Below are 21835 nucleotides of genomic sequence, written 5' to 3'. Positions count from 1 at the left end.
CGGTGGTCAGACGGGCGCCGGGAGCCCGAGCAGGGTCCTGATGTCCCGGTCGTCCTGTCGCATCTGGGCAGCGAGCTCGTCCATCGACGAGAACTTCACCATCCCGCGCACGTAGGAGACGAACAGCACCGAGATCGTCTCCCCGTAGAGGTCGATGTCGACGTCCAGCAGGTGCGCCTCGATCTGCTTCGCGGGCACGCCCTCGAACGTCGGGTTGTTCCCCACTGACACCGCGGCCGGGTACACCGTGCCGTCGTGCAGCACCCGGGCGGCGTACACACCGTCGGCCGGCACGAAGCCCTCGCACGACGGGTCGAGGTTCGCCGTGGGGTACCCCATCGCGCGACCACGCTGGTTGCCGTGCACCACCACGCTGCGGACCGCGTGCTCGCGGCCGAGGAGCCTGGCGGCCTCCGCGACACGACCCTCGCCGAGGAGCTCGCGGATCCACGTCGACGAGACACGCCGTTCCCCGTCGGGGCGGACGTCGTCGACCAGGTCCACGTCGTCGATGAGCTCGACGGAGAACCCGTGCTGCGCACCGAGGGTCCGCAGGAGTGCGACGTCGCCCGCCCCCTTCGCACCGAACCGGAAGTCGCTCCCGACGAAGACGAGCTCGGCGTGCAGTGTCTCGACGAGGATCCGGGACACGAAGGTCTCCGGCGTCCACGACTGCAGTTCCGCGTCGAACCGGAGCAGCAGGGTGGCGTCGACCCCGACGTCGTCGAGCAGTTCGCGGCGTTGCGCGATGCTCGTGAGCGCCGGCGGCACCTTGCCTGGGTCGATGATGCTCAGCGGGTGCCGGTCGAACGTCACGACGGTGGACACCAGCCCGTGCTGCCGAGCGGCCCGCTCGAGGTGGGCGATCACGGCACGGTGACCGACGTGCACGCCGTCGAACTTGCCGATCGTGACGGCACTCGGCCCGAATCCCTCTGCGACGTCGTCGACGTCCTCGTAGTACTGCATGCTGCTCCCCCGCCTACTCGCCGGCCGTCACGACGGGCTCGGCAACTGGTCGGCCGGCGGTGCGGTGGTGCTTGCGGAGCCACCACAGACCGGCGATCGGCAGGACGAGCGGCGCGAAGGCGTACCCCATGCCGTAGTACGACCAGATGGTGTCGTCCGGGAAGAGCTGACGGTCGAACAGCGACAGCGTGCCGATCACCAGGACACCGGTCATCTCGAACACGATGGTGACGCACGCCACCCGGTACCAGAACCGACCGGGGACGATCAGGGCGATCATCGCGACGATGTACACGACCGCGGCGATCGCACTCAGCGTGTACGCGAACGGGGCGAACGAGAACTTCTCCGCGATCTGGACGACGCTCCGCCCGGTCGCCGCGAGCGCGAGGATGCCGTACACGGCGATGAGGACGCGACCGATGCCGGTCGCGAGTGAGGTCTTGGTCGCCATTGCACCGATTCTACCGACGCCGGAAGCCCACCGCGGCACACCTCGTCCCCCGGTGACGCGGACCGACCGACCTCAGTTCAGCGCGAACCAGATCTGGTACATCCGGTAGAGCATCACCGCGACGGTGAAGGCCCCAGCGCCCAGGACCACGGTGCTCCACCGCGTGCGGTCGACGAGCGCCCACACGATGGTGGCTGGTGGCACGAGCAGGACGGACACCGCGTAGACCCAGAACTCGAGGACGTTGCCCTGCGGTGGGTTGCCGACCGCGGGTGCGACCAGCGAGACGACCAGCTGCGCGATGAGCAGCAGTTCGACGAGGACGAGCGATCCGACGGTGTAGTCGTTCGGCTTCCACCCGATGAACCCGACCACCACCGCGAAGATGCCGATCACGACGGCGAGCACGAACTGCACCCACATGAACCACTCGATCACGCGTTGGCTCCGGTCGTCGTCGGGAAGTTGGTGATGACGCGCAGCAGCCCCTTGCGCACCGACACGAGGCCGATGAGCCGGTCGTCGCGCGCGGTGACCGCGGCAACGGGTCCGTCGGTGTCCGGGTGGTCGGCGCCGATCCGCTTGCCGTCCGCGAGGTCCTTCGCGTCGACGGCGTCGAGCGTCACGACCGGGAACAGGGTGCGGGCGATGTCGGCCGGTCGCACGAGTGCCCCGCGGACGTCCACCGAGTCGTCCTCCAGGTCGACCGCGTCGTCGACCGAGAACGGGCCGACGAGGGTGCGACGCAGGGCTGTCAGGTGCGCGCCGGTACCGAGCGCTGCCCCGACGTCACGGGCGAGTGCCCGCACGTACGTGCCCGACGAGCACGAGACCACGACGTCGAGGTCGACGACGGGCACCGACGTGTCGAGCGCGGACACGACACGGTCGTTCCGGCCGGTCACGTCGAAGCGCGAGATCGTCACCGCCCTCGCCTTGAGGGTCACTTCCTCGCCCTTCCTGGCCAGGTCGTACGCGCGCCGACCGTCCACCTTGATGGCGCTGACCGTCGAGGGCACCTGCGAGATCGGGCCGCGCTGCGTGGCGACGGCCGCCTCGATCGCAGCATCGGAGACGTCGGCAGAGCCGACTCCGTCCACTGCGACCGGCGTGCCGTCAGCGTCGTCGGAGTCGGTGGAGACTCCGAGGCGGATCGTCGCGGTGTAGGTCTTGTCGAGCCCGACGAGGTGCGTCAGGAGCCTGGTGGAGGGGCCGGCGCCGAGGAGCAGCAGCCCCGTCGCCATCGGGTCGAGCGTGCCGGCGTGGCCGATCTTCTTCAGGTCGAGCCGTCGACGCGCGATGGACACGGCACGGTGGCTCGAGATCCCCTGCGGTTTGTCGACGAGGAGGATGCCGTCGGGAGCGGTTGCGAGCACCGCAGCAGATTACCAGCGCGGCGGGACGCCAGCGGCGTCAGCAGGCGTCGTTCCACTCACGCCGCGGGTGCGCCGGATCGGTGACGTCGAGCACGGCGGACGCCGCGATCTTGACGTCGGCGCGGCGCTCGAGCCGGCCGGACTCCTGCTCGACCCACATCGACCACCGCCACAGTGCACGTGCGCCGGCGCCGAGGACGCCGTGCCCGTGCACCACCAGCACGCCGGGACCTTCGCCCGTCGACCGGAACGGCGCCACCAGGTCGTTCCGCAACGCGTCGGCGTCGGCCGAGCTCGCGGCGGCCGCCATGGCGGAGACACCATGCTGCTCGAACCCCGCGACGAGCGCAGCGGCCACCCGCTCGAGGTCGACGCCGTCCTGCCCGTCGATGCCGACGACGGTGCGGTTCGTGCCGACCTGCGCGATCACCTCGTTCGCGATCGCGGCCATCGTGTCGGTCTCTTCTGGTGCCCAGCGTGCCATGCACCCACCGTAGGCTGTCGTGGTGAACGCGAGTCGAGCCTCCAGGCAGCCTGTGGAGAACTCGACCGATCCGGACATCGCGACCCCGCTGATCGCCTGGTACCGCGCCGAGGCGCGCGACCTGCCGTGGCGACGCCCCGGGTTCCCGGCCTGGGGCACGCTGGTGAGCGAGATCATGCTCCAGCAGACGCAGGTCGCGCGGGTGGTCCCCCGACTGGAGGCATGGCTCACCCGGTGGCCGACGCCTCGCGACCTCGCCGACTCGCCTCCCGGCGACGCGGTGCGGGCCTGGGACCGGCTCGGCTACCCGAGACGCGCGCTCGCGCTGCACGCCGCGGCGACGGCCATCGCCGAGCAGCACGACAACGTGGTGCCCCGCGACGTCGACGCGCTGCTCGCACTCCCGGGGATCGGCGACTACACGGCCAGGGCGGTGGCGGTCTTCGCGTACGGTGACCGGCACCCGGTGGTCGACGTCAACGTGCGCCGGGTCCTCGCCCGAGCGGTCCTCGGCGAGGGCGAGCCAGGACCGGCGAAGGCCAAGCAGGACCTGCCGCTGATGGAGTCGGTGCTGCCGGAGGACCGCGATGACGCGGCGACGACGAACGCCGCCGTGATGGAGCTCGGCGCACTCGTGTGCGTCGCCCGCTCCCCCGCGTGCGACGCGTGCCCGATCGCGGACCGCTGCGCCTGGCGAGCGGCCGGGTACCCGGAACACGACGGACCGCGCGCGCCGAGACAGGCGAAGTTCGCCGGGAGCGACCGACAGGTCCGCGGGCTCGTGATGGCCGAGCTCCGTGCGAGCGACGTGCCGGTCACCCCCGACGAGATCCGGATGGTGTGGCCGGACGACGACCAGCGGGACCGGGCGCTCGCGTCGCTCCTGCGGGACGGACTGGCCGTCGGCGACGACGCGAGCGGCTACCGGTTGCCGGACGGGTCAGACTGAGCGTCGGGACCGACTAGGCGCGTTCCTCGGCGTCGTCGTCGTCCTCGTCGTCGTGCTTGTACGGGTCGGCGTCGCCGGCGTACGTCGCGCCGGCCGAGGCGTTCCGGACCGCTTCGTCGCGCAGCTTGGCCTGCACCAGCAGGTCCTCCATGTGCGCCGAGGTGTCCGGCAGGGCGTCGGCGATGAACTCGAGCGACGGCGTCAGCCGAGCGGTGATGTTCTTGCCGACCTCGGTGCGGAGCATGCCGGTCGCGGCCTTGAGCGCCGCGGCGGAGTCGGCACGCTCCTCGTCGGTGCCGTACACGGTGTAGAAGACCGACGCGTGCTGCAGGTCACCGGTGACGCGGACGTCCGTGATGGTCACGAACCCGAGTCGCGGGTCACGCAGGCCCTTGTCGATCCGTCGGGCGACGACTTCCTTGATGCGGTCCGCCATCTTGCGTGCGCGCTGCGGATCAGCCATGGGTGCCTCCTGGGGCGGTGGTGGAACGGGGTCGGGCCCCGGCTCCTCCCGCGAAGGAGAGGCCGGGGCCCATGGTGGTCACACGATCAGTCGCGCGGCTTCTCGACGAGCTCGGTGGTCTCGATCTCGTCACCGATCTGGATGTCGTTGTACTTGCCCAGACCGATACCGGCCTCGAAGTCCGTGCGGACCTCGGTGACGTCGTCCTTGAAGCGACGGAGCGACTCGATGGCCAGCCCGTCCGCGAGGACCACGCCGTCACGGATGACGCGCGCCTTGGCGTTGCGCGTGATCGTGCCGGAACGGACGATGACACCGGCGATGTTGCCGAACTTCGAGGACCGGAAGACCTCGCGGATCTCGGCGACACCGGACTGCACCTCTTCGTACTCGGGCTTGAGCATGCCCTTGAGGGACTGCTCGATGTCCTCGAGTGCGTTGTAGATGACCGAGTAGAACCGGACGTCGATGCCTTCACGGGCAGCGCGTTCGCGGGCCTTGACGTCCGGACGGACGTTGAAGCCGACGACGATCGCGTTGTCGATCGTGGCGAGGTCGATGTCCGACTCCGTGATCGCACCCACACCGCGGTGCAGGATGCGCAGCTGGACGCTGTCGTCCACCTCGATGTCGAGGAGCGACTGCTCGAGTGCCTCGACGGCACCGGAGACGTCACCCTTGATGATGAGGTTGAGCGAGTCGACCTTGCCCTCTTCGAGTGCGCGGGTGAAGTCCTCGAGCGAGATGCGCTTGCGGGCCTTGGCCAGCTGGGCGTTGCGCTCGGCGGCTTCACGCTTCTCGGCGATCTGGCGTGCCGTGCGGTCCTCTTCGGTGACGAGGAACGTGTCACCGGCGCGGGGCACCGACGACAGACCCTGCACCTGGACCGGGCGGCTCGGCGTCGCTGCTGCGACCGCGTTGCCGTCCTCGTCGGTCATCGCACGGACGCGGCCGTAGGCCGTGCCCGCCACGATGGCGTCACCGACGTGGAGCGTGCCCGACTGGATGAGCACGGTCGCGACGGCACCGCGGCCCTTGTCGAGGCGCGCTTCGATCGCGACACCACGGGCGTCCTTGTCGGGGTTCGCACGCAGGTCGAGCCCGGCGTCCGCGGTGAGCAGCACGGCGTCCAGGAGCTCCTGGATGCCGATGTTCTGCCGCGCCGACACGTCGACGAACATGACGTCGCCGCCGTACTCCTCGGCCACCAGGTTGTACTCGGTGAGCTGCTGGCGGACCTTGGCGGGGTTGGCGCCTTCCTTGTCGATCTTGTTCACCGCGACCACGATCGGCACGTTCGCCGACTGCGCGTGGTTCAGCGCCTCGATCGTCTGGGGCATGATGCCGTCGTCCGCCGCGACCACGAGGATCGCGATGTCCGTCACCTGCGCACCACGGGCACGCATGGCGGTGAACGCCTCGTGTCCAGGGGTGTCGATGAAGGTGATCGGGCGCTCGATGCCCTCGTGCTCGGTGGTGATCTGGTACGCACCGATGTGCTGCGTGATCCCGCCGGCTTCGCCCTCGACCACCTTGGAGTTGCGGATGGCGTCGAGCAGTCGGGTCTTACCGTGGTCGACGTGACCCATGACGGTGACGACCGGGGGACGCTGCTGGAGGACGGAGTCGTCTTCCTCTGCGTACTCGGCGTCGATGTCGATGTCGAAGCCCTCGAGGAGCTCGCGGTCTTCGTCTTCCGGCGACACGATCTGGATCTTGTAGCCGAGCTCGTCGCCGAGGACCTCGAAGGTCGCCTCGTCGAGGGACTCCGTGGCGGTCGCCATCTCACCGAGGTGGAACAGCACCGTCACGAGGTTGCCGGGGCTGGCGTCGATCTTGTCCGCGAAGTCCGAGATGCTCGCACCACGACGGAGTCGGACGACCGTGTTGCCGTCACCACGAGGGACCTGCACACCGCCGAGCGACGGGGCCTGCCGCATCTCGTACTCGGCGCGCTTCGTCCGCTTCGACTTGCGGGCACGGCTCTTGCCGCCACCACGACCGAACGCACCAGCGGTACCGCCACCGGGGCCACGACCGCGGCCACCGCCACCGGCGGGACGCGGGCCGCTGAACGCCGGACGCGGGAAGCCGCCACCGGCGCCACCACCGGCACCCGGACGACCACCGGGGCCGCCACGACCACCGCCACCCTGGCCCGGGCGCTGCCCGAAGCCGTTCGGACGGTTGCCCTGACCGGGACCACCCGGACGCGGAGCACCCGGTCGGGGCGCGCCGGGACGCGGGGGCTGCGGACGCGGGATCCCACCGCCTCCGGCACCGCCGGCGGGGCGCTGGCCCATGCCCTGGTTCGACGAGTAGGGGTTGTTGCCCGGACGGGGCGGGCGCGAGCCCATGCCCTGGCTGGACGCGTAGGGGTTGTTGCCCGGTCGTGCACCAGGCTTCGGGCCACCCGGCTTCGGGCCGGCAGCCGCTGCGGGCTTCGGGCCACCCGGCTTCACGGCGTCGGTCTTGGCGGGGCCGTCAGCGGAACCGGAGCTCTTCGACTCGGCTGCCGCCTTCCTGGCTGCTTCTGCCTCGGCCTGTCGCTGTGCGACGGTCTTCGGGGCCGGCGTGACGGGCACGTCGGAATCGTCCGAAGGTGCTGCCGCGGCGGGTGCTGCGGCCTCGGGCTCCGGTGTCGGCGCCGGACGCTTGGGTCCGGGCTTCGGGCCACCTGGCTTGGGCGCTGCGGACGTCGCCGCCGGCGCGGGTGTTGCTGCAGCGGGCTTGGCGGACGCCGAAGCACCTTCTGCCTGCAGGGCAGCACGGAGCTTCCGTGCCACGGGGGGCTCGACACTCGAGCTCGGTCCCTTGACGAACTCGCCCAGCTCCTTGAGCTTCTCGAGTGCGGTCTTGCTGTCGACGCCGAGCTCGCTTGCGATCTCGTGTACGCGTGGTTTCGCCACTGTTCTCCTTCACGGGTCCCACCCCGTCAAGGGGCAGGACTCACTGGATGATGGGTCTCATTTCGAGCCGCTCATCAGTTGTCCATAAGCCGTTCAGCCTGTTCTGTCGTGTCCGGGCGCTCTTCCGCGAGGTCCCTCGGGTGAGGGAGACTCCGCAGGTAGTCGAGCACCGCAGACGTGTCCGGTTCGCGATCCAGCCGCAGCGCCCGGCGGAAAGCCCTGCGCTTGACGGCCAGCTCGTAGGCTTCGACGGTCGGTGTGAGCCACGCTCCCCGGCCCGGCATGACTGCCTTCGGATCCGCCACCACACGTCCGTCACCCAGGGCGACGACTCGGAGGAGGGAGGATCGGGATGCGCGACGACGACTGCCGATGCACGTTCTGACGGCGACCACTCTACTCCTTGCCTCCGACGACCGCGATCCGGCGCGCCCGGACGGGGCACGCCGAGCGCGAAACGCGCCCGTCAGGACTCGTCGTCGTCTCAGGACTCGTCGTCGTCCAGGATCGAATCCGGCTGGATGTCGATGCGCGCACCCGTGAGCTTCGCGGCGAGTCGGGCGTTCTGCCCTTCCTTGCCGATCGCGAGCGACAGCTGGTAGTCCGGTACCAGGGCACGGACCGCCTTCGTCGACGCGTCGAGCACGAAGGCGCTCGTCACCTTCGCCGGCGACAGCGCGCTCGCCACGAAGGTCGCGAGGTCGGGCGACCAGTCCACGATGTCGATCTTCTCGGCACCGAGCTCGGTCGTCACGGCGCGCACGCGGGCACCGAGCTCGCCGATGCACGCGCCCTTCGCGTTGACGCCAGGCTCGTTCGCCTTGACCGCGATCTTCGTGCGGTGACCGGCTTCACGAGCGAGCGAGGTGATCTCCACGACACCGGAGGCGATCTCCGGGACCTCGAGCGCGAACAGCTTGCGGACCAGACCCGGGTGCGTGCGCGACACCGTGATCTGCGGGCCCTTGTTGCCGCGGCCGACGCTCGTCACGTAGACGCGGAGGCGGGAGCCGTGCGTGTACGTCTCGCCAGGGACCTGCTCTTCGGGCGGCAGGATGGCCTCGACGGTGCCGAGGTCGACGTGCACCATCTTCGGGTTCGGGCCCTGCTGGACCACACCCGCGACGATGTCGCCCTCCTTGCCGCGGAACTCGCCGAGGATCTTGTCGTCGCCGATGTCGCGGAGTCGCTGGTTGATGACCTGCTTCGCCGCGAACGCCGCGATGCGGCCGAAGTCGCTCGGCTGGTCGACGGCCTCGCCGATGACGGTGCCCTCGTCGTCGCGCTCCGGCACGAACACGCTGACCTCGCCGGTCTTCCGGTCGAGCTCGACGCGGGACTGCGCGTCGGCCGGCTCGCCGTTCTCGTCGGTGTGCTTGTGGTACGCGGTCAGGATGGCCGACTCGATGATCTGGACGAGTTCTTCGAACGGGATCTCCCGTTCACGCTCCATGAGTCGCAGGACTGCGAGATCGATCTTCACCGAGGGCCTCCGTATTCAGCTGAGTCGCTCCCGCGCACTGGAACCGCGCAGAAGTCGGCGTCCAGACTACCGCACTGCTGGTGGCCGCCCGCGCCTGCTAGATCGCGCGGACCGCCTCGAGCAGGTCGGCGACCGGCACCTCGGTGCGCTCACCGCTCGCACGGTTCCACAGTTCGACGATGCCGTCCGCGGCACCACGACCGGAGACGATCACGATCGGCATGCCCAGCAGCTCGGCGTCGCGGAGCTTGACGCCGGGAGAGACCTTCGGACGGTCGTCGTACAGCACGTCGTAGCGGTCGTCCTCGAGCGAGGCGACGATCGACGTGGCGAGGTCGTACGCGGTCTCGTCGCGGCCCGTGGCGACGACGTGCACGTCGAACGGCGCGACGTGCTTCGGCCACGCGAGGCCCTTGTCGTCGTTGTGCGCCTCGGCCAGGATCGCCAGGATGCGGGTGACGCCGATGCCGTACGAGCCCATCGTCACGGTGGCGAGCTTGCCGTTCTCGTCCTGCACCTTGAGCCCGAGGGCCTCTGCGTACTTGCGGCCGAGCTGGAACACGTGGCCGATCTCCATGCCGCGGGCGGTCTCGAGCGGGCCGGAGCCGTCGGGTGCGGGGTCGCCGGCACGGACGTCGGAGACCTCGACCACGCCGTCGGCGACGAAGTCACGCCCGGCGACGAGGCCCGAGACGTGGAGGCCGCGCTCGTTCGCGCCGGTCACCCACGCCGTGCCGTCGACGACGCGCGGATCGACGAAGTACCGGATGCCCGTCGCGCTCTCCTCGCCGAGGACCTGCGGGCCGATGTAGCCCTTGACCAGGCCCTTGTGCTTCCGGAAGTCGTCGTCACCAGCGGCTTCGACCTCTGCGGGGGCGAACGAGACCTCCGCCCGCTTCATGTCGACGTCGCGGTCGCCGGGGAGCCCGACGACGACGATCTCCCGCGTGCCGTCGAGGTGCGTCAGCGCGAGCACGACGTTCTTGAGCGTGTCGGCGGCCGTCCACGGTGCACCGTCACGCGGAGCGACCTGGTTGGCGTGCTCGACGAGGGTGTCGATCGTCGGGGTGTCCGACGCCGGCAGCAGCACGGGCTCGGGCTGGCCGTCGATCGGCAGGGCGTCGGGGACCGGGGTGACGTACGCCTCGACGTTGGCCGCGTACCCGCCGGCACTGCGCACGAAGGTGTCCTCGCCGACCGCGATCGGGTGCAGGAACTCTTCCGACTTGGAGCCGCCCATCGCGCCGGCGTCGGCCTTGACGATCACGTACTCGAGGCCGAGGCGGGCGAAGATCCGCTCGTAGGCGTCGCGCATGACCTGGTAGCTGGCGTCGAGGCCCTCGTCGGTCACGTCGAAGGAGTACGCGTCCTTCATGGTGAACTCACGGCCGCGCAGGAGCCCGGCACGGGGACGCGCTTCGTCGCGGTACTTGTCCTGGATCTGGAAGAGCGTGACGGGGAGGTCCTTGTAGGACGAGTACAGGTCCTTCACGAGCAGCGCGAAGAGCTCCTCGTGCGTCGGGGCGAGCAGGTAGTCGGCACCCTTGCGGTCCTTGAGCCGGAAGATGCCGTCGCCGTACTCGGTCCAGCGGTCGGTGGCCTCGTACGGCTCACGCGGGGCGAGCGCCGGGAGGAGGACCTCTTGTGCGCCGGCGGCCTCCATCTCCTGCCGGATGATGCCCTCGATGCGGGAGCGAACGCGGAGACCGAGCGGCAGCCAGGCGAAGATCCCCGGGGCTTGGCGACGGATGTACCCGGCGCGGACGAGCAGCTTGGCGCTCGTCACCTCGGCGTCGGAGGGGTCGTCGCGGAGCGTGCGGAGGAAGAGATGCGAAAGCCGTGTGACCACGGACGCAAGCCTAGCGGCGGTGGAACCGGTCGTGCGACGGGCCGGGACCGGCGTGGAGAAGCCGCCGCGGGCCTCCAGGCCGGGACTACGCGGTGATGACCTCGGGCTTGCCGGTCGCGGCCGCAGGACCCATCTCGTCGGCCAGGCGGTTCGCCTCCGCGATGAGGGTGGCGACGATCTCGGCCTCCGGCACGGTCTTGATGACCTGGCCCTTGACGAAGATCTGGCCCTTGCCGTTGCCGGACGCGACGCCGAGGTCGGCCTCGCGGGCTTCACCGGGGCCGTTCACGACGCAGCCCATCACGGCGACGCGGAGCGGCACGGTCATGCCCTCGAGCCCCGTCGTGACGTCGTTCGCGAGCTGGTAGACGTCCACCTGGGCGCGGCCGCAGCTCGGGCACGAGACGATCTCGAGCTTGCGCTCGCGGAGGTTCAGCGACTGCAGGATCTGCAGGCCGACCTTCACCTCTTGCGCGGGGGGCGCGGACAGGGACACGCGGATGGTGTCGCCGATGCCCTCGCTGAGCAGGATGCCGAACGCGGTGGCGCTCTTGATGGTGCCCTGGAACTCGGGACCGGCCTCGGTCACGCCGAGGTGCAGGGGCCAGTCGCCGCGCTCGGCGAGCTGCCGGTAGGCCTTCACCATCACGATCGGGTCGTTGTGCTTGACCGAGATCTTGAAGTCGTGGAAGTCGTGCTCCTCGAACAGGCTCGCTTCCCAGACGGCCGACTCGACGAGCGCCTCCGGGGTGGCCTTGCCGTACTTCTGGAGCAGGCTCGGCTCGAGCGACCCGGCGTTCACCCCGATGCGGAGGCTGACGTTCGCCGCCTTGGCCGCCGCGGCGATCGCGCCCACCTGGTCGTCGAACTTGCGGATGTTGCCCGGGTTCACGCGGACGGCGGCACATCCGGCGTCGATCGCCTGGAAGACGTACTTCGGCTGGAAGTGGATGTCGGCGATCACCGGGATCTGCGACTTCTTCGCGATGATCGGCAGCGCGTCGGCGTCGTCCTGGGTCGGCACCGCCACGCGGACGATGTCACAGCCGGACGCCGTGAGCTCGGCGATCTGCTGCAGGGTCGCGTTGATGTTCGTGGTCGGCGTCGTGGTCATCGACTGCACGGAGACCGGCGCGTCGCCACCGACCAGCACCTTGCCGACCCGGATCTGCCGGGACTTGCGACGGGGGGCGAGGGTTTCCGGGGCCTTGGGCATACCGAGATTCACTGCGGGCACGCATCGAACTCTACGCGCTCCGGGTGCGCGCGAACCTCAGAGCGTGTCGACGACCGTGATCAGTGGGGCGTACAGGCGCATGGTGTCGAGGGCACGCTCGTGGTCCGCGTCACTCGCGCCGGCGCAGGCGTCCGCGACGACCGTCACGCGGGCGCCGGCGTCCGCCGCCGCGAGCGCGGTCGACAGGACGCAGCAGTCCGTCGACACGCCGGTCAGGACCAGGTGCGGCTGGTCGCCGACGACGGACTGGAGGCCCGTTCCCCACTTGCCGAACGACGTCTCGGTGACGACGGGGCCGTCCAGGTCCGCGAACGGCTCCGTCAGGTCGTACAGCGGATCGTCGGCGGGGACGAGCGCGAAGGGCCAGTCCCGGTAGTAGTCGCCCCATGCACCCTGTGGGTGCTCCGGCGCGACGAAGCGGGTACGGACCGTCCGATCCGTGAACCGCGGGAGCAGGCGCTGGATCCCCGCAGCTGCGTCGTCGTAGCGCGGCGCGGCCCACTGGCTGTCGCCGGTGAAGACGCGTTGCATGTCGATCACGACGAGCCACGCGTCGCCGGTGTCCGGTGCAGGAGTCACGGGTGCAGCTCCGTCGCGGGGACGCTGTCGATCGGCTCGGTCACCGGCAGCGCCTCCTGCTCGCGGATCGACCGGCGGGCGAAGAGCAGCGTCCCGAGGAACCCGACGACCAGGGCCACCAGCACACCGAGGTTCGCGTACGCCCATGCACCCGTGCGACCGCCGAGTCCGAACGGCTCCAGCAGGTACCCCTGCCAGTTGAGCCACGACGGGACGCCGTACGTGTTCGTCACCAGTCCCCAACCGAGGGCGGTCCCGAGCACGACGAGCCCGATCGCTCCCCAGCGGACGTCACCGTACCGGCCGGTCGTCGCGTGCAGCTCCCCCTCGGCGTAGGCCTTCCGGCGCAGGACGACGTCGGCCACGAAGACGCCGCACCACGCCGCGATCGGGACGCCGAGCGTCACCAGGAACGCCTGGAACGGCGAGATGAAGTCGGTCGCGAAGAACACCACGTAGATCGCACCGGCGACCATGAAGACGCCGTCCACCCCCGCGGCGACCGGGCGCGGGATGCGGATCCCGGCACTCAGCAGCGCGAGTCCGGAGGAGTAGATGTCGAGGACCGCGCCGCCGACCAGGCCGAGGATGGCGACGATCGCGAACGGCACGAGGAACCAGACCGGCAGCAGCGTGGTGAGCGCGCCGATCGGGTCGGCACTGATGTCGGTGTTCAGCTGCTTCGACGACCCGGCGAGCAGGACCCCGGTGACGACGAGCACCACCGGAGCGAGCGCTCCCCCGAACGTCGTCCACCACACCACCCCGCCCGTCGAGGCCGACCGCGGCAGGTAGCGCGAGTAGTCGGCGGCGGCGTTCACCCAGCCGAGGCCGAACCCGGTCATCACGAGGACCAGTGCGCCGACGACGTTCTGCGCGCTCCCGGACGGCAGCGCCGCGAGTGCCCCGAAGTCGATCGACCCGGCGACGAGCACGATGTAGACGACCGTCAACACGGCGGTGATCACGGTGATCCACGCCTGCAGCCGCATGATCACGTCGAACCCGGCGATGCCGGCGCCGATCACCAGGGCGGCGACGACCACGAGCGCGACGAGCTTCGTCACGACGCCGTCGTCCCAGCCGAGCTCCCGGAACACCGTCGACGTCGCGAGCACCGCCAGCGCGGCGAGCGAGGTCTCCCATCCGACGGTGAGGATCCAGCTCAGGAACGACGGCAGTCGGTTGCCCCGCACGCCGAAGGCCGCGCGGCTCAGGACCATCGTCGGCGCAGAACCGCGCTTGCCGGCGATCGCCACGATGCCGCACAGCAGGAACGAGAACACGACCCCGACGACGGACACCACGGTCGCCTGGACGACGGAGATCCCGAAGCCCAGCACGAACGAGCCGTAGCTCAGCCCGAGGACGGAGATGTTGGCGGCGAACCACGGCCAGAACAGCCCGCGGGGCCGCCCCTTCCGCTCGGACTCGGCGATGACGTCGATGCCCTGCCGTTCGACGGCACGGACCTCGGGCGCTGTGCTCATGCGCTGAGCGTAGTGCTGGCGGGGCCTATCCGAACAGGTTCACCGGCCGCACGATGTCGGCGTAGATCAGCAGTGCGCTCATGCCGGCGAGCAGCACCACGACGACCATCGTGAGCGGCATGGTCTTCGCGAGGTCGATGGGACCTGGGTCCGCCTTGCCGACGAGCGTGAACGCGCGACGCTTGATCGACTCCCAGAGGGCGCCGGCGATGTGTCCGCCGTCGAGTGGCAGGAGCGGCACCATGTTCAGCACGAACAGGCCGATGTTCAGCGACGCCAGCAGCCCGAGGATCGTGTAGATCTTGTCGACCACGGGGACACCGCTCATCGACGACACCGTGCCGATCGCTCGACCGACACCGACCACGGACACCGGGCTGTCCGACGAACGCTCCTGGGCGCCGAAGGCCGCGTTCCAGACCGCGACGAGGCGCTGCGGGAGGTCGATGATGAGGTGGGCGGACGCCCCGATCTGCGCCCCGGTGGCCGGGAGCACCGCAGCGGGCGACTGCCGCACGAGCGTCTGGCCGATCGAGACCCCGACCACACCGACCTGCTGGGTCTTCGCGGTGCCGTCGTCGTTCTTCACGACCTTCCCCTGCGCGTCGTAGACGTCGCGGGTGGCCAGCGCCGGCGTGACCTCGAGGGTCTTCCGTGCACCGTCGCGCTCGACGACGACCTCGACCGCCCTGCCAGCCGACTCCTGGAACGTGTCGGAGACCTCGGTGATCGTCGGGTCCTCCTTGCCGCCGACGGCGAGGACCACGTCGCCGGAGCGGATCCCCGCCTCCCTCGCCGGGGAGACGGCGTCCCCCGGTGAACACGTGGTCGTCGCGGTCGTCGGGAGCACGCAGTCGACGCTCGACGTGAAGGTCGTGGTCGGCGCGCCGAACCCGACGAGCAGCACACCGAACAGGACGATCCCGATCACGAGGTTCATCGCCGGACCGGCGACCATCACGATGATGCGCTTCCACGGGGTCAACCGGTAGAACGCCCGCGAGTCGTCGCCGCCGGACTCCGCGATCTGCTCGGCGCTGGCCTGCCTGGCGTCCTGCACGAACGCGCTGTACATGCCCGTGTTCGTGATGGCGCGGCCGGAAGCGCGGGGCTTCAGCATGCCGACCATCGAGATGTAGCCGCCGAGCAGGATCGGGCGGATGCCGTACTCGGTCTCGCCCCGACGGAACGACCAGAGCGCCTTGCCGAAGCCGAGCGAGTACTGCGTCACCTTCACGCCGAAGAGCTTCGCGAACGCGAGGTGACCGAGCTCGTGGAGCCCGATCGAGATCAGCAGGCCGACGATGAAGACGACCACGCCGAGGACGAAGAGGAGCACGGTTCCGACGGTCACCGGAGAAGCGTACGGGACGCTGGCAAAGAAGCAGCCGAGCGTGTCCTGGGTGGTGACCCGTGCCTCTCCCCACCGGCACGGCCCGTGCGCCGCTGGCGCGTCGCCCGGGAACCGGCGGCGTGGGCCCTGCCCGTCTCCGCGTCAGCGGGCCAGCGCGCGGTCCGCAGCGGTGCGTGCCCACCGCTCCGACGCGAGGACGCCGTCGAGCGACGGCTCCGTGGGCTCGTGCGACTCCACCACCCGCTCGATCGTCTCCACGATGTCGAGGAAGCCGATCGCGCCGGCGTGGAACGCGGCGACGGCCTGCTCGTTCGCGGCGTTGAACACGGCCGGGTACGTACCGCCGAGTTCGCCGACCCGCTTCGCCAGCGCCACCGCACCGAACGCCTCGTCGTCGAGCGGCTCGAACGTCCACGTGCTCGCCGAGGTCCAGTCGAGCGGGACCCCGACACCGGGCACACGGTGCGGCCACGCGAGGCCGAGCGCGATCGGCAGCCGCATGTCAGGGGGCGATGCCTGCGCGATCGTGGACCCGTCGGTGAACTCCACCATCGAGTGCACGATCGACTGGGCGTGCACGGTGACGTCGATGCGGTCGTACGGCACGCCGAAGAGCAGGTGCGCCTCGATCACCTCGAGGCCCTTGTTCACCAGGGTGGCCGAGTTCGTCGTCACCACGAGGCCCATGTCCCACGTCGGGTGCGCGAGTGCCTGCTGCGGCGTCACGTCGAGGAGGCTCGCACGGGACCTGCCGCGGAACGGGCCGCCGCTGGCCGTCAGGACCAGGCGGTGGACCTCGGCGTCGGTGCCCGAGCGGAGGGCCTGCGCGATGGCGGAGTGCTCGCTGTCGACCGGGACGATCTGGCCGGGTGACGCTGCCGCCTGCACGAGCGGGCCGCCGACGATCAGGCTCTCCTTGTTCGCCAGGGCGAGGGTGGCGTCCGTCTCGAGCGTGGCGAGCGTCGGGCCGAGGCCCACGGAGCCGGTGATGCCGTTGAGCACGACGTCCGCCTCGACGCTGCGGATCAGGCGCTCGGCGTCGGCGGCGCCGAGCGCGGTGTCGCGGACGCCGAACGCGGCAGCCTGCTCGGCCATCGTGGCGGCGTTCGTCCCCGCGGTGAGGCCGACGACCTCGAAGCGGTCGGGGTTGCGGGCGACGACGTCGAGCGCCTGCGTGCCGATCGAGCCGGTGCTGCCGAGGACGATGATGCGGCGGCGTTCGGGCTCCGTCTCCGGGACCGCGGTCACGGGATCAGCCCTTTGCGAGGATGTCGACGACGAAGACCAGGGTCGCGTTCTTCGGGATGTCGGATCCCTCCGGCGGGTTGGCGCCGTAGCCGTCCTCCGGGGTGACGACGATCATGACCTGGGAGCCGACCTTCTGGCCGACCAGTCCGGTCACGAAGCCCTTGATCAGGGAGCCCTCGGCGATGGTGAAGGTCGTCGGCGCGCCCTTCGACCACGAGGAGTCGAACTCCTTGCCGCCGTCGTAGAGGACGCCCTTGTACTGCACCAGCGCGGTGTCCCCCTCGGCGATCTCGTCGCCGTCGCCCTGCTTGATGACCTCGGCGGTCGTCTTGGTCGGAGCCGTGGTGTCCGGGATGGTGATCTCCGGTTCACCGTCGGACTTGTCCTTGACGGTCGGCAGGTCGGGGTTCTGCGTCTGAGCCGCCCCCGTGGACTTCGTCGGCGTCTGCGCGATGACGTCGGCCACGACGACGATGTTGCCGCCGGTGTTGAACCCGAGCGCGGACGAAGCGCCGACGGCAGCGATGCGGTCGCCGACGTGCGAGCACGCGAGGAGCGCGCCGAAACCGCTGCCACCGACGGACAGGACCTGGGCGTTGCCCTGGTCGAACCCGACCGTCCCGAGCTTCTTCGCGTCCGACGCCTGGTAGACGCTGTAGGCGACCTGCGTGTAGTCGCCGTTCTTCAGCGCCGCGCCGGACCCCTTGGTGACGGTCGTCGCCTGCGGCGGCGTCGCCTTGATCCCCTTGGAGAACGTCACGGTCGGGGCCGTCTTGCCGCCGAAGTCACCGGAGACGTCGATCGCAGCCGAGGCCTTCCCTGGCTTCGGGCAGCTGGTGATCGCCGACGCGGTCGCGCTGGACGACGCGGACGGGGTCGCCGACGAGTCGGTGGAACCGGAACCGGAGCAGGCGGCCAGTCCGAGGACGACGGCGGGCACCAGGGCGATCGGGAGCAGGCGGAGACGCTTCACGGGCACCTAGTCTGCCTCACTCGTCGATGAGTCGGCTCCGAGTCGGGGCTCACCCGGTCGACCGGCCGGATCGGCGACGATGGTCGTTGCGTCGTGGTGCACCGGGAAGGCCACCGACCGGGCGATGAAGCAGAGGGCGTTCGCTGCCGCGTGCGCCGCCTCGGCATCTGCGACGCGGTCGGCTTCGGCGATCGTCACGACCGGGTGGAGCGTCGCGCCGGTCAGTTCCCCGGAGCCGTCGCGGTTCAGGTTCATCGAGGCGGTGGCACGGTCCTCGTACGCGAGGACGGTGAACCCCTGCGTCACCGCGACGTGCAGGTAGCTGAGCATGTGGCACTGGGCGAGCGCCGCCGTCACCATCTCCTCCGGGTTCCAGCGATCGCGGTCGCCACGGAACGTCGGGTCGGCGGACCCGAGGACATCGGGCTTGCCGGTGGCGGAGACCACGTGGTCGCGTCCGTACTCGCGGTACCCACTGGTGCCGGTCCCACGGTCGCCGGTCCAGCGGACCTCGACCTCGTAGGTGTGGTCGTGCATGCCTGCTCCCCTTCCAGGGCGATCCGGTGCCGTGCGGCTCGGTACGATCTCGGTATGACGGAGAGCACCGATGTCCGCACCGACCGCCATCCTCTCACCGCCGACGGCTCCGTCGAGCTCGCGGTGCTCGAACGCTCCGGCTTCGACGAGAGCCGGCACATCGGAGCCGGTGTCGTCGTCGACGCGTCGGGCACGGTGATCGACTCCGTCGGGGACGTCTCCGCGAGCATCTACCCGCGCTCCACGATGAAGCCGTTCCAGGCGCTCGCCATCCGACGGGCCGGCGCCCGGTTCTCGGACGCGGAACTCGTGATGACGACGGCGAGCCACGCCGGAACGCCGTCGCACCAGGCGCTGGCCGAGCACATGCTCGCTGCCTTCGACCACGTCGAGGCCGACCTCGGGTGTCCGCCGGACATGCCGTACGACCGGGCGACGGCGCGGACCATGACCGAGCCCCGCCGGCTCGCGATGAACTGCTCCGGCAAGCACGCCGGCATGCTCGCCGCCTGCCGGGTGAACGGGTGGGACGCCGCGACCTACCTCGACATCGACCACCCGATGCAGCGCGCCGTCCGGGCCACCGTCGAGGACGCGACCGGTGAGGTCGTCGACGTGGTCGGCGTCGACGGGTGCGGGGCGCCGGTGTTCCCGCTGACGTTCACCGGCATGGCCCGTGGCATCGCGGGAGTGGTGCAGCGCGGCGACGCCGACACGGCGGCCCTCACCGACGCGATCCTCGCGAACCCCTGGGCGATCGACGGGGTCGGGCGAGCGAACACGGTCACGATCGAGCGGCTCGGGCTCGTCGCCAAGCTCGGCGCCGAGGGGGTCATGGTCATGGCTGCGCCCGGCGGTGCCGCGGTCGTCGTCAAGGTCCTCGACGGAGCACTCCGCGCCGGCACGCTGGCAGCGCTCACGCTGCTCGAGCGGAACGGCGTCGTGTCGGCGGACGGTGTCGCCGACGTGCTCGGCGCCACCGGCGAGAAGGTCCTGGGCGGCGGCGTCCCGGTCGGGTCGATCCGCCCCGGTGCCGGGCTCCGCTAGACCGCAGGCGGGTCGAGGCCCGGGAGCACCGGGGCCAGTGCCATCCCGACGGATTCGTCCGGGTCGCCGCGGAGCGTGCAGCCGTACCGGGTGACCTCGATGGTGGGACAGGGGCGGCGTGGTCGGAACCGCAGATCGGGAACGAGCACGACGGACCCGCCCCTGCTGCCGTCTGCGCCGACAAGCACGGCCACCGCGAACCCGGACGGCAACGTCGCGACCGGCGCGCAGGCCAGCTCGGGCAGGACGACGTCGGCGCCGTGGGCGACCCGGAGCTCCTGATCGGCGGTCGCCGTCGCCCCGAGGGCTGCCGTGACCGCCGCGAAGACACCGGCGGCCAGTGCGCCACGACCGACGACCAGCACGCCGTCGAGGCGGTCGATCGACACCGGTCCTCCCCCGATCACCCGGCCGACGTGCAGTGCACCGCCGTCGAGCGCACGGCCATCGGGCGCCGGCTCGGCGACCACCTCGTCCATGGGGAAGCGCGCCTCCACCGGCGCGGGGCGGTCGGTGTCCGCCGACCGCGACCGCACGACCGACGCGATCGCACCGAGGACGACGGCCGCTGACAGGGCAGCGGTTCGCTGTCCTGGTGGGCCCGGGAGCGACGCGGCAGCTCCGGCCACGACGGCGACGGCCAACACGGACCATCGAACGGCTGGTGCTCCCATGTCGTCGAGTCCATCGCACCACGACGACGAACGAGAGCGGGCGCCGGAGCCCGTGGAGAACCCGGGCGCCCGCCGTCGTGTGCAGGGAGGTGCTACTGCACGAGGAAGAACTGCTCGCCGATGTCCACGCGGGCGCCGCGCTCGACCCGGTACCGACGACCCGGCTCGCATCGGCGGATCGATCCGTCGATGTGCCGGATGACGGACCCGTTGCCGGAGAACCGGTCGGACACCCAGAGGTCGGCGTCATCGCGCCCGAGCTCGAGGTGCGTCTTCGACACGGACTTGCCCGGGTCGTGGATCGTCAGCAGGTCGTCGAACCGTTCGCCGGGCTCGGGGCGGGGCAGACGCCCGAGCAGTCCGGTCCCGTGGACGCCGATGCGCTCACCGGTGCTGAAGTGCAGGACGAAGGGCGCACGCGTCGGGGTCTTGGTGACGATCCGTGTCTCGTCCACGTCCTCGTCGAGCTGTGCGGACTCGTCGGCGTCGCTGCTCGAGGGCACGGCGTCTGCGTCGGACAACGGTCGAGCAGGCTCCACACCGGGGATGGGCGGCAGGGGCGCGACGGTCGGGACAGGCGGGAGGGGTGCTGCGGTCGGGACGGATGCGTCCTCGCGCGCGGGCACATCCTGTCGCGAGACCTCGACGTCGTCCGTCGCCTCGACCTGGTCCGTCGGCTTGGCGTCGTCCGTCGGCTCGACGTCGTCCGTCGGCCCGACCTCGTCCGTCGGCTCGGGGTCGTCCGTCCGCTCGGCGTCGTCCGTCGGCGCGTCGACCGGGATCTCGTCGTCCGGTGCTTCCACCGGCGACCCGTCGTCGTTCGCCGCCCAGTCGGGACGGTCCATCGGCAACGGCATCACGGGACCGGTGAACGCGGCGGTGACCGCGGGACGGACCGCCCCGCACTCGCCGCAGAAGATGTCGTCGGGCTCGAGCCGGTGGCCGCACACGTGGCACGTCGTCGGCTGCAGCCCGGGCTGGACCAACGGTGTGGGACGCATCGACCGGCGGTCGACCAGCGGCTCGACGACCGCGGTGTCGCCCGGCCGGGCAGCGGTGTCGCCCTCGGGAAGAGCATCGGGCGTGGCCTCGTCCTGCACCGGCGCGGCCGTCGGCTCGGCCGGCGAGACTGCGTCGTCGCGGTCGGCGGACACCGACTCCGTCACCGGTTCGGCAGCGGCCGACTGCTCGTCGACGGCTCGACCGATCCACCAGGACGGCGCGCTCGGAGCGGTCGCGGGTGCGGGCTCCGGCGCCCAGAACGGCGCGGCGGCGGTCTCGGCCACGGGCTGCGACGGCTGGAACGTCGGCGGCACCGGGGTGGTTCCTGCGCCGGAGCGGGGTGCGACGCGCGTGACCTCCGGGTCGTCCTCGACGGCAACGGGCTCGGACGGGAACGCGTCCGGGTCGAGCGGCGGCTCCGTCGGCGCCTGCGTGCTCGGAGAACCCTCGCCGCCCGTCCACGCACCGAGGCCGCTGCCGGCACCGTGCACGTGGGTCGGCGCGGAGCGGGGCGCGTAGGCGTCCGGCGTCCGGACGGGAACGGGTGCGGTCGGACCGGCCTGCTGGCGATCGGCACCGGTGAGCCAGGCCCTGGTGGCGGGGTCGAGCGTCGACTCCGGCAGCCACGCCTCAGCGGCGGGGTCCTGGCGACGGCCGTGCTGGTCCGGCTGCTGGAGCGGCGGCGGTGTCGCACGGTCGACGGGCTCGGGCGCGACGGATCGTCGCCCGGGAGCCGCGTTCACCGCTCGACCGCACTC

Annotated in this window: 21 protein-coding genes; 2 read left to right on the top strand and 19 right to left on the bottom strand. The window is 70.8% G+C overall.

The annotated features are described in order from the left end of the window. Nucleotides 1–6: 6 nt before the first annotated feature. From ACEN9V_RS01135 to ACEN9V_RS01115, 5 genes are all read right to left on the bottom strand, one after another. Nucleotides 7–969, bottom strand: coding sequence for a bifunctional riboflavin kinase/FAD synthetase (locus ACEN9V_RS01135; protein WP_413601798.1), 963 nt, complete (start codon nt 967–969; stop codon nt 7–9). Between the two features lie 13 nt (nt 970–982). Beyond that, nucleotides 983–1423, bottom strand: coding sequence for a hypothetical protein (locus tag ACEN9V_RS01130; protein ID WP_413601797.1), 441 nt, complete (start codon nt 1421–1423; stop codon nt 983–985). 72 nt (nt 1424–1495) lie between these two features. Beyond that, on the bottom strand, nt 1496–1861 hold the full coding sequence (locus tag ACEN9V_RS01125; RefSeq protein ID WP_413601796.1) for a hypothetical protein: 366 nt from the start codon (nt 1859–1861) through the stop codon (nt 1496–1498). Beyond that, nucleotides 1858–2799 carry a tRNA pseudouridine(55) synthase TruB gene (truB, locus tag ACEN9V_RS01120; protein WP_413601795.1) on the bottom strand — a complete coding sequence of 314 codons (942 nt, stop codon included), beginning with the start codon at nt 2797–2799 and terminating at the stop codon, nt 1858–1860. Before truB ends, ACEN9V_RS01125 begins: the two co-directional genes overlap by 4 nt. 37 nt (nt 2800–2836) lie before the next feature. After that, entirely contained in the window at nt 2837–3283 is a 447-nt protein-coding gene (locus ACEN9V_RS01115; protein WP_413601794.1) for a hypothetical protein, read from the bottom strand. A gap of 22 nt (nt 3284–3305) precedes the next feature. On the opposite strand from ACEN9V_RS01115, the gene ACEN9V_RS01110 reads away from it, so the two are divergent. Beyond that, nucleotides 3306–4232 carry an A/G-specific adenine glycosylase gene (locus ACEN9V_RS01110; protein ID WP_413601793.1) on the top strand — a complete coding sequence of 309 codons (927 nt, stop codon included), beginning with the start codon at nt 3306–3308 and terminating at the stop codon, nt 4230–4232. Between the two features lie 13 nt (nt 4233–4245). On the opposite strand, the gene rbfA is transcribed toward ACEN9V_RS01110, so the two are convergent. The 12 genes from rbfA to ACEN9V_RS01050 form a co-directional block, all read right to left on the bottom strand. Next, entirely contained in the window at nt 4246–4695 is a 450-nt protein-coding gene (gene rbfA / locus ACEN9V_RS01105; RefSeq protein ID WP_413601792.1) for a 30S ribosome-binding factor RbfA, read from the bottom strand. 86 nt (nt 4696–4781) lie between these two features. Continuing rightward, complete coding sequence (infB, locus tag ACEN9V_RS01100) at nt 4782–7604, bottom strand: translation initiation factor IF-2 (protein ID WP_402728861.1); 2823 nt, start codon at nt 7602–7604, stop codon at nt 4782–4784. A gap of 74 nt (nt 7605–7678) precedes the next feature. Then, the gene (locus tag ACEN9V_RS01095) at nt 7679–7999 is read right to left on the bottom strand and encodes a YlxR family protein (RefSeq protein WP_281264724.1); all 321 of its coding nucleotides are present in this window, start codon (nt 7997–7999) and stop codon (nt 7679–7681) included. Nucleotides 8000–8088: 89 nt separating this feature from the next. Beyond that, entirely contained in the window at nt 8089–9087 is a 999-nt protein-coding gene (gene nusA / locus ACEN9V_RS01090) for a transcription termination factor NusA (RefSeq protein WP_413601791.1), read from the bottom strand. A 97-nt stretch (nt 9088–9184) separates the two neighbouring features. Further along, complete coding sequence (locus tag ACEN9V_RS01085; protein WP_413601790.1) at nt 9185–10936, bottom strand: proline--tRNA ligase; 1752 nt, start codon at nt 10934–10936, stop codon at nt 9185–9187. Between the two features lie 85 nt (nt 10937–11021). Continuing rightward, complete coding sequence (gene ispG / locus ACEN9V_RS01080) at nt 11022–12152, bottom strand: flavodoxin-dependent (E)-4-hydroxy-3-methylbut-2-enyl-diphosphate synthase (RefSeq protein WP_402728989.1); 1131 nt, start codon at nt 12150–12152, stop codon at nt 11022–11024. Between the two features lie 57 nt (nt 12153–12209). Beyond that, the gene (locus ACEN9V_RS01075; RefSeq protein WP_413601789.1) at nt 12210–12752 is read right to left on the bottom strand and encodes a cysteine hydrolase family protein; all 543 of its coding nucleotides are present in this window, start codon (nt 12750–12752) and stop codon (nt 12210–12212) included. After that, the gene (locus ACEN9V_RS01070) at nt 12749–14242 is read right to left on the bottom strand and encodes a purine-cytosine permease family protein (RefSeq protein ID WP_413601788.1); all 1494 of its coding nucleotides are present in this window, start codon (nt 14240–14242) and stop codon (nt 12749–12751) included. Before ACEN9V_RS01070 ends, ACEN9V_RS01075 begins: the two co-directional genes overlap by 4 nt. 25 nt (nt 14243–14267) lie before the next feature. Next, nucleotides 14268–15596 carry a M50 family metallopeptidase gene (locus ACEN9V_RS01065; RefSeq protein ID WP_413601787.1) on the bottom strand — a complete coding sequence of 443 codons (1329 nt, stop codon included), beginning with the start codon at nt 15594–15596 and terminating at the stop codon, nt 14268–14270. A 141-nt stretch (nt 15597–15737) separates the two neighbouring features. Further along, nucleotides 15738–16844, bottom strand: coding sequence for a 1-deoxy-D-xylulose-5-phosphate reductoisomerase (gene dxr, locus ACEN9V_RS01060; RefSeq protein WP_413601786.1), 1107 nt, complete (start codon nt 16842–16844; stop codon nt 15738–15740). Nucleotides 16845–16848: 4 nt separating this feature from the next. Then, the gene (locus tag ACEN9V_RS01055; RefSeq protein WP_413601785.1) at nt 16849–17823 is read right to left on the bottom strand and encodes an FKBP-type peptidyl-prolyl cis-trans isomerase; all 975 of its coding nucleotides are present in this window, start codon (nt 17821–17823) and stop codon (nt 16849–16851) included. After that, nucleotides 17824–18354, bottom strand: a complete 531-nt coding sequence (locus tag ACEN9V_RS01050) for an OsmC family protein (protein ID WP_402728869.1) — start codon at nt 18352–18354, stop codon at nt 17824–17826. It abuts the gene before it with no gap. A 54-nt stretch (nt 18355–18408) separates the two neighbouring features. Here ACEN9V_RS01050 and ACEN9V_RS01045 point away from each other — a divergent pair, with 54 nt between their 5' ends. Further along, nucleotides 18409–19401 carry an asparaginase gene (locus ACEN9V_RS01045; protein WP_413601784.1) on the top strand — a complete coding sequence of 331 codons (993 nt, stop codon included), beginning with the start codon at nt 18409–18411 and terminating at the stop codon, nt 19399–19401. Here ACEN9V_RS01045 and ACEN9V_RS01040 read toward each other — a convergent pair. Together ACEN9V_RS01040 and ACEN9V_RS01035 are read right to left on the bottom strand one after the other, a co-directional pair. Further along, the gene (locus ACEN9V_RS01040; RefSeq protein WP_413601783.1) at nt 19398–20045 is read right to left on the bottom strand and encodes a hypothetical protein; all 648 of its coding nucleotides are present in this window, start codon (nt 20043–20045) and stop codon (nt 19398–19400) included. The two genes, ACEN9V_RS01045 and ACEN9V_RS01040, sit on opposite strands and share 4 nt — an antisense overlap. A gap of 122 nt (nt 20046–20167) precedes the next feature. Then, nucleotides 20168–21820, bottom strand: a complete 1653-nt coding sequence (locus tag ACEN9V_RS01035) for a hypothetical protein (protein ID WP_413601782.1) — start codon at nt 21818–21820, stop codon at nt 20168–20170. Nucleotides 21821–21835: the final 15 nt, after the last annotated feature.

It is taken from the genome of Curtobacterium sp. Curtsp57 (assembly GCF_047324335.1).
Classification (GTDB): Bacteria; Actinomycetota; Actinomycetes; order Actinomycetales; family Microbacteriaceae; genus Curtobacterium.
This window is presented reverse-complemented; position numbering and strand designations above follow the sequence as displayed.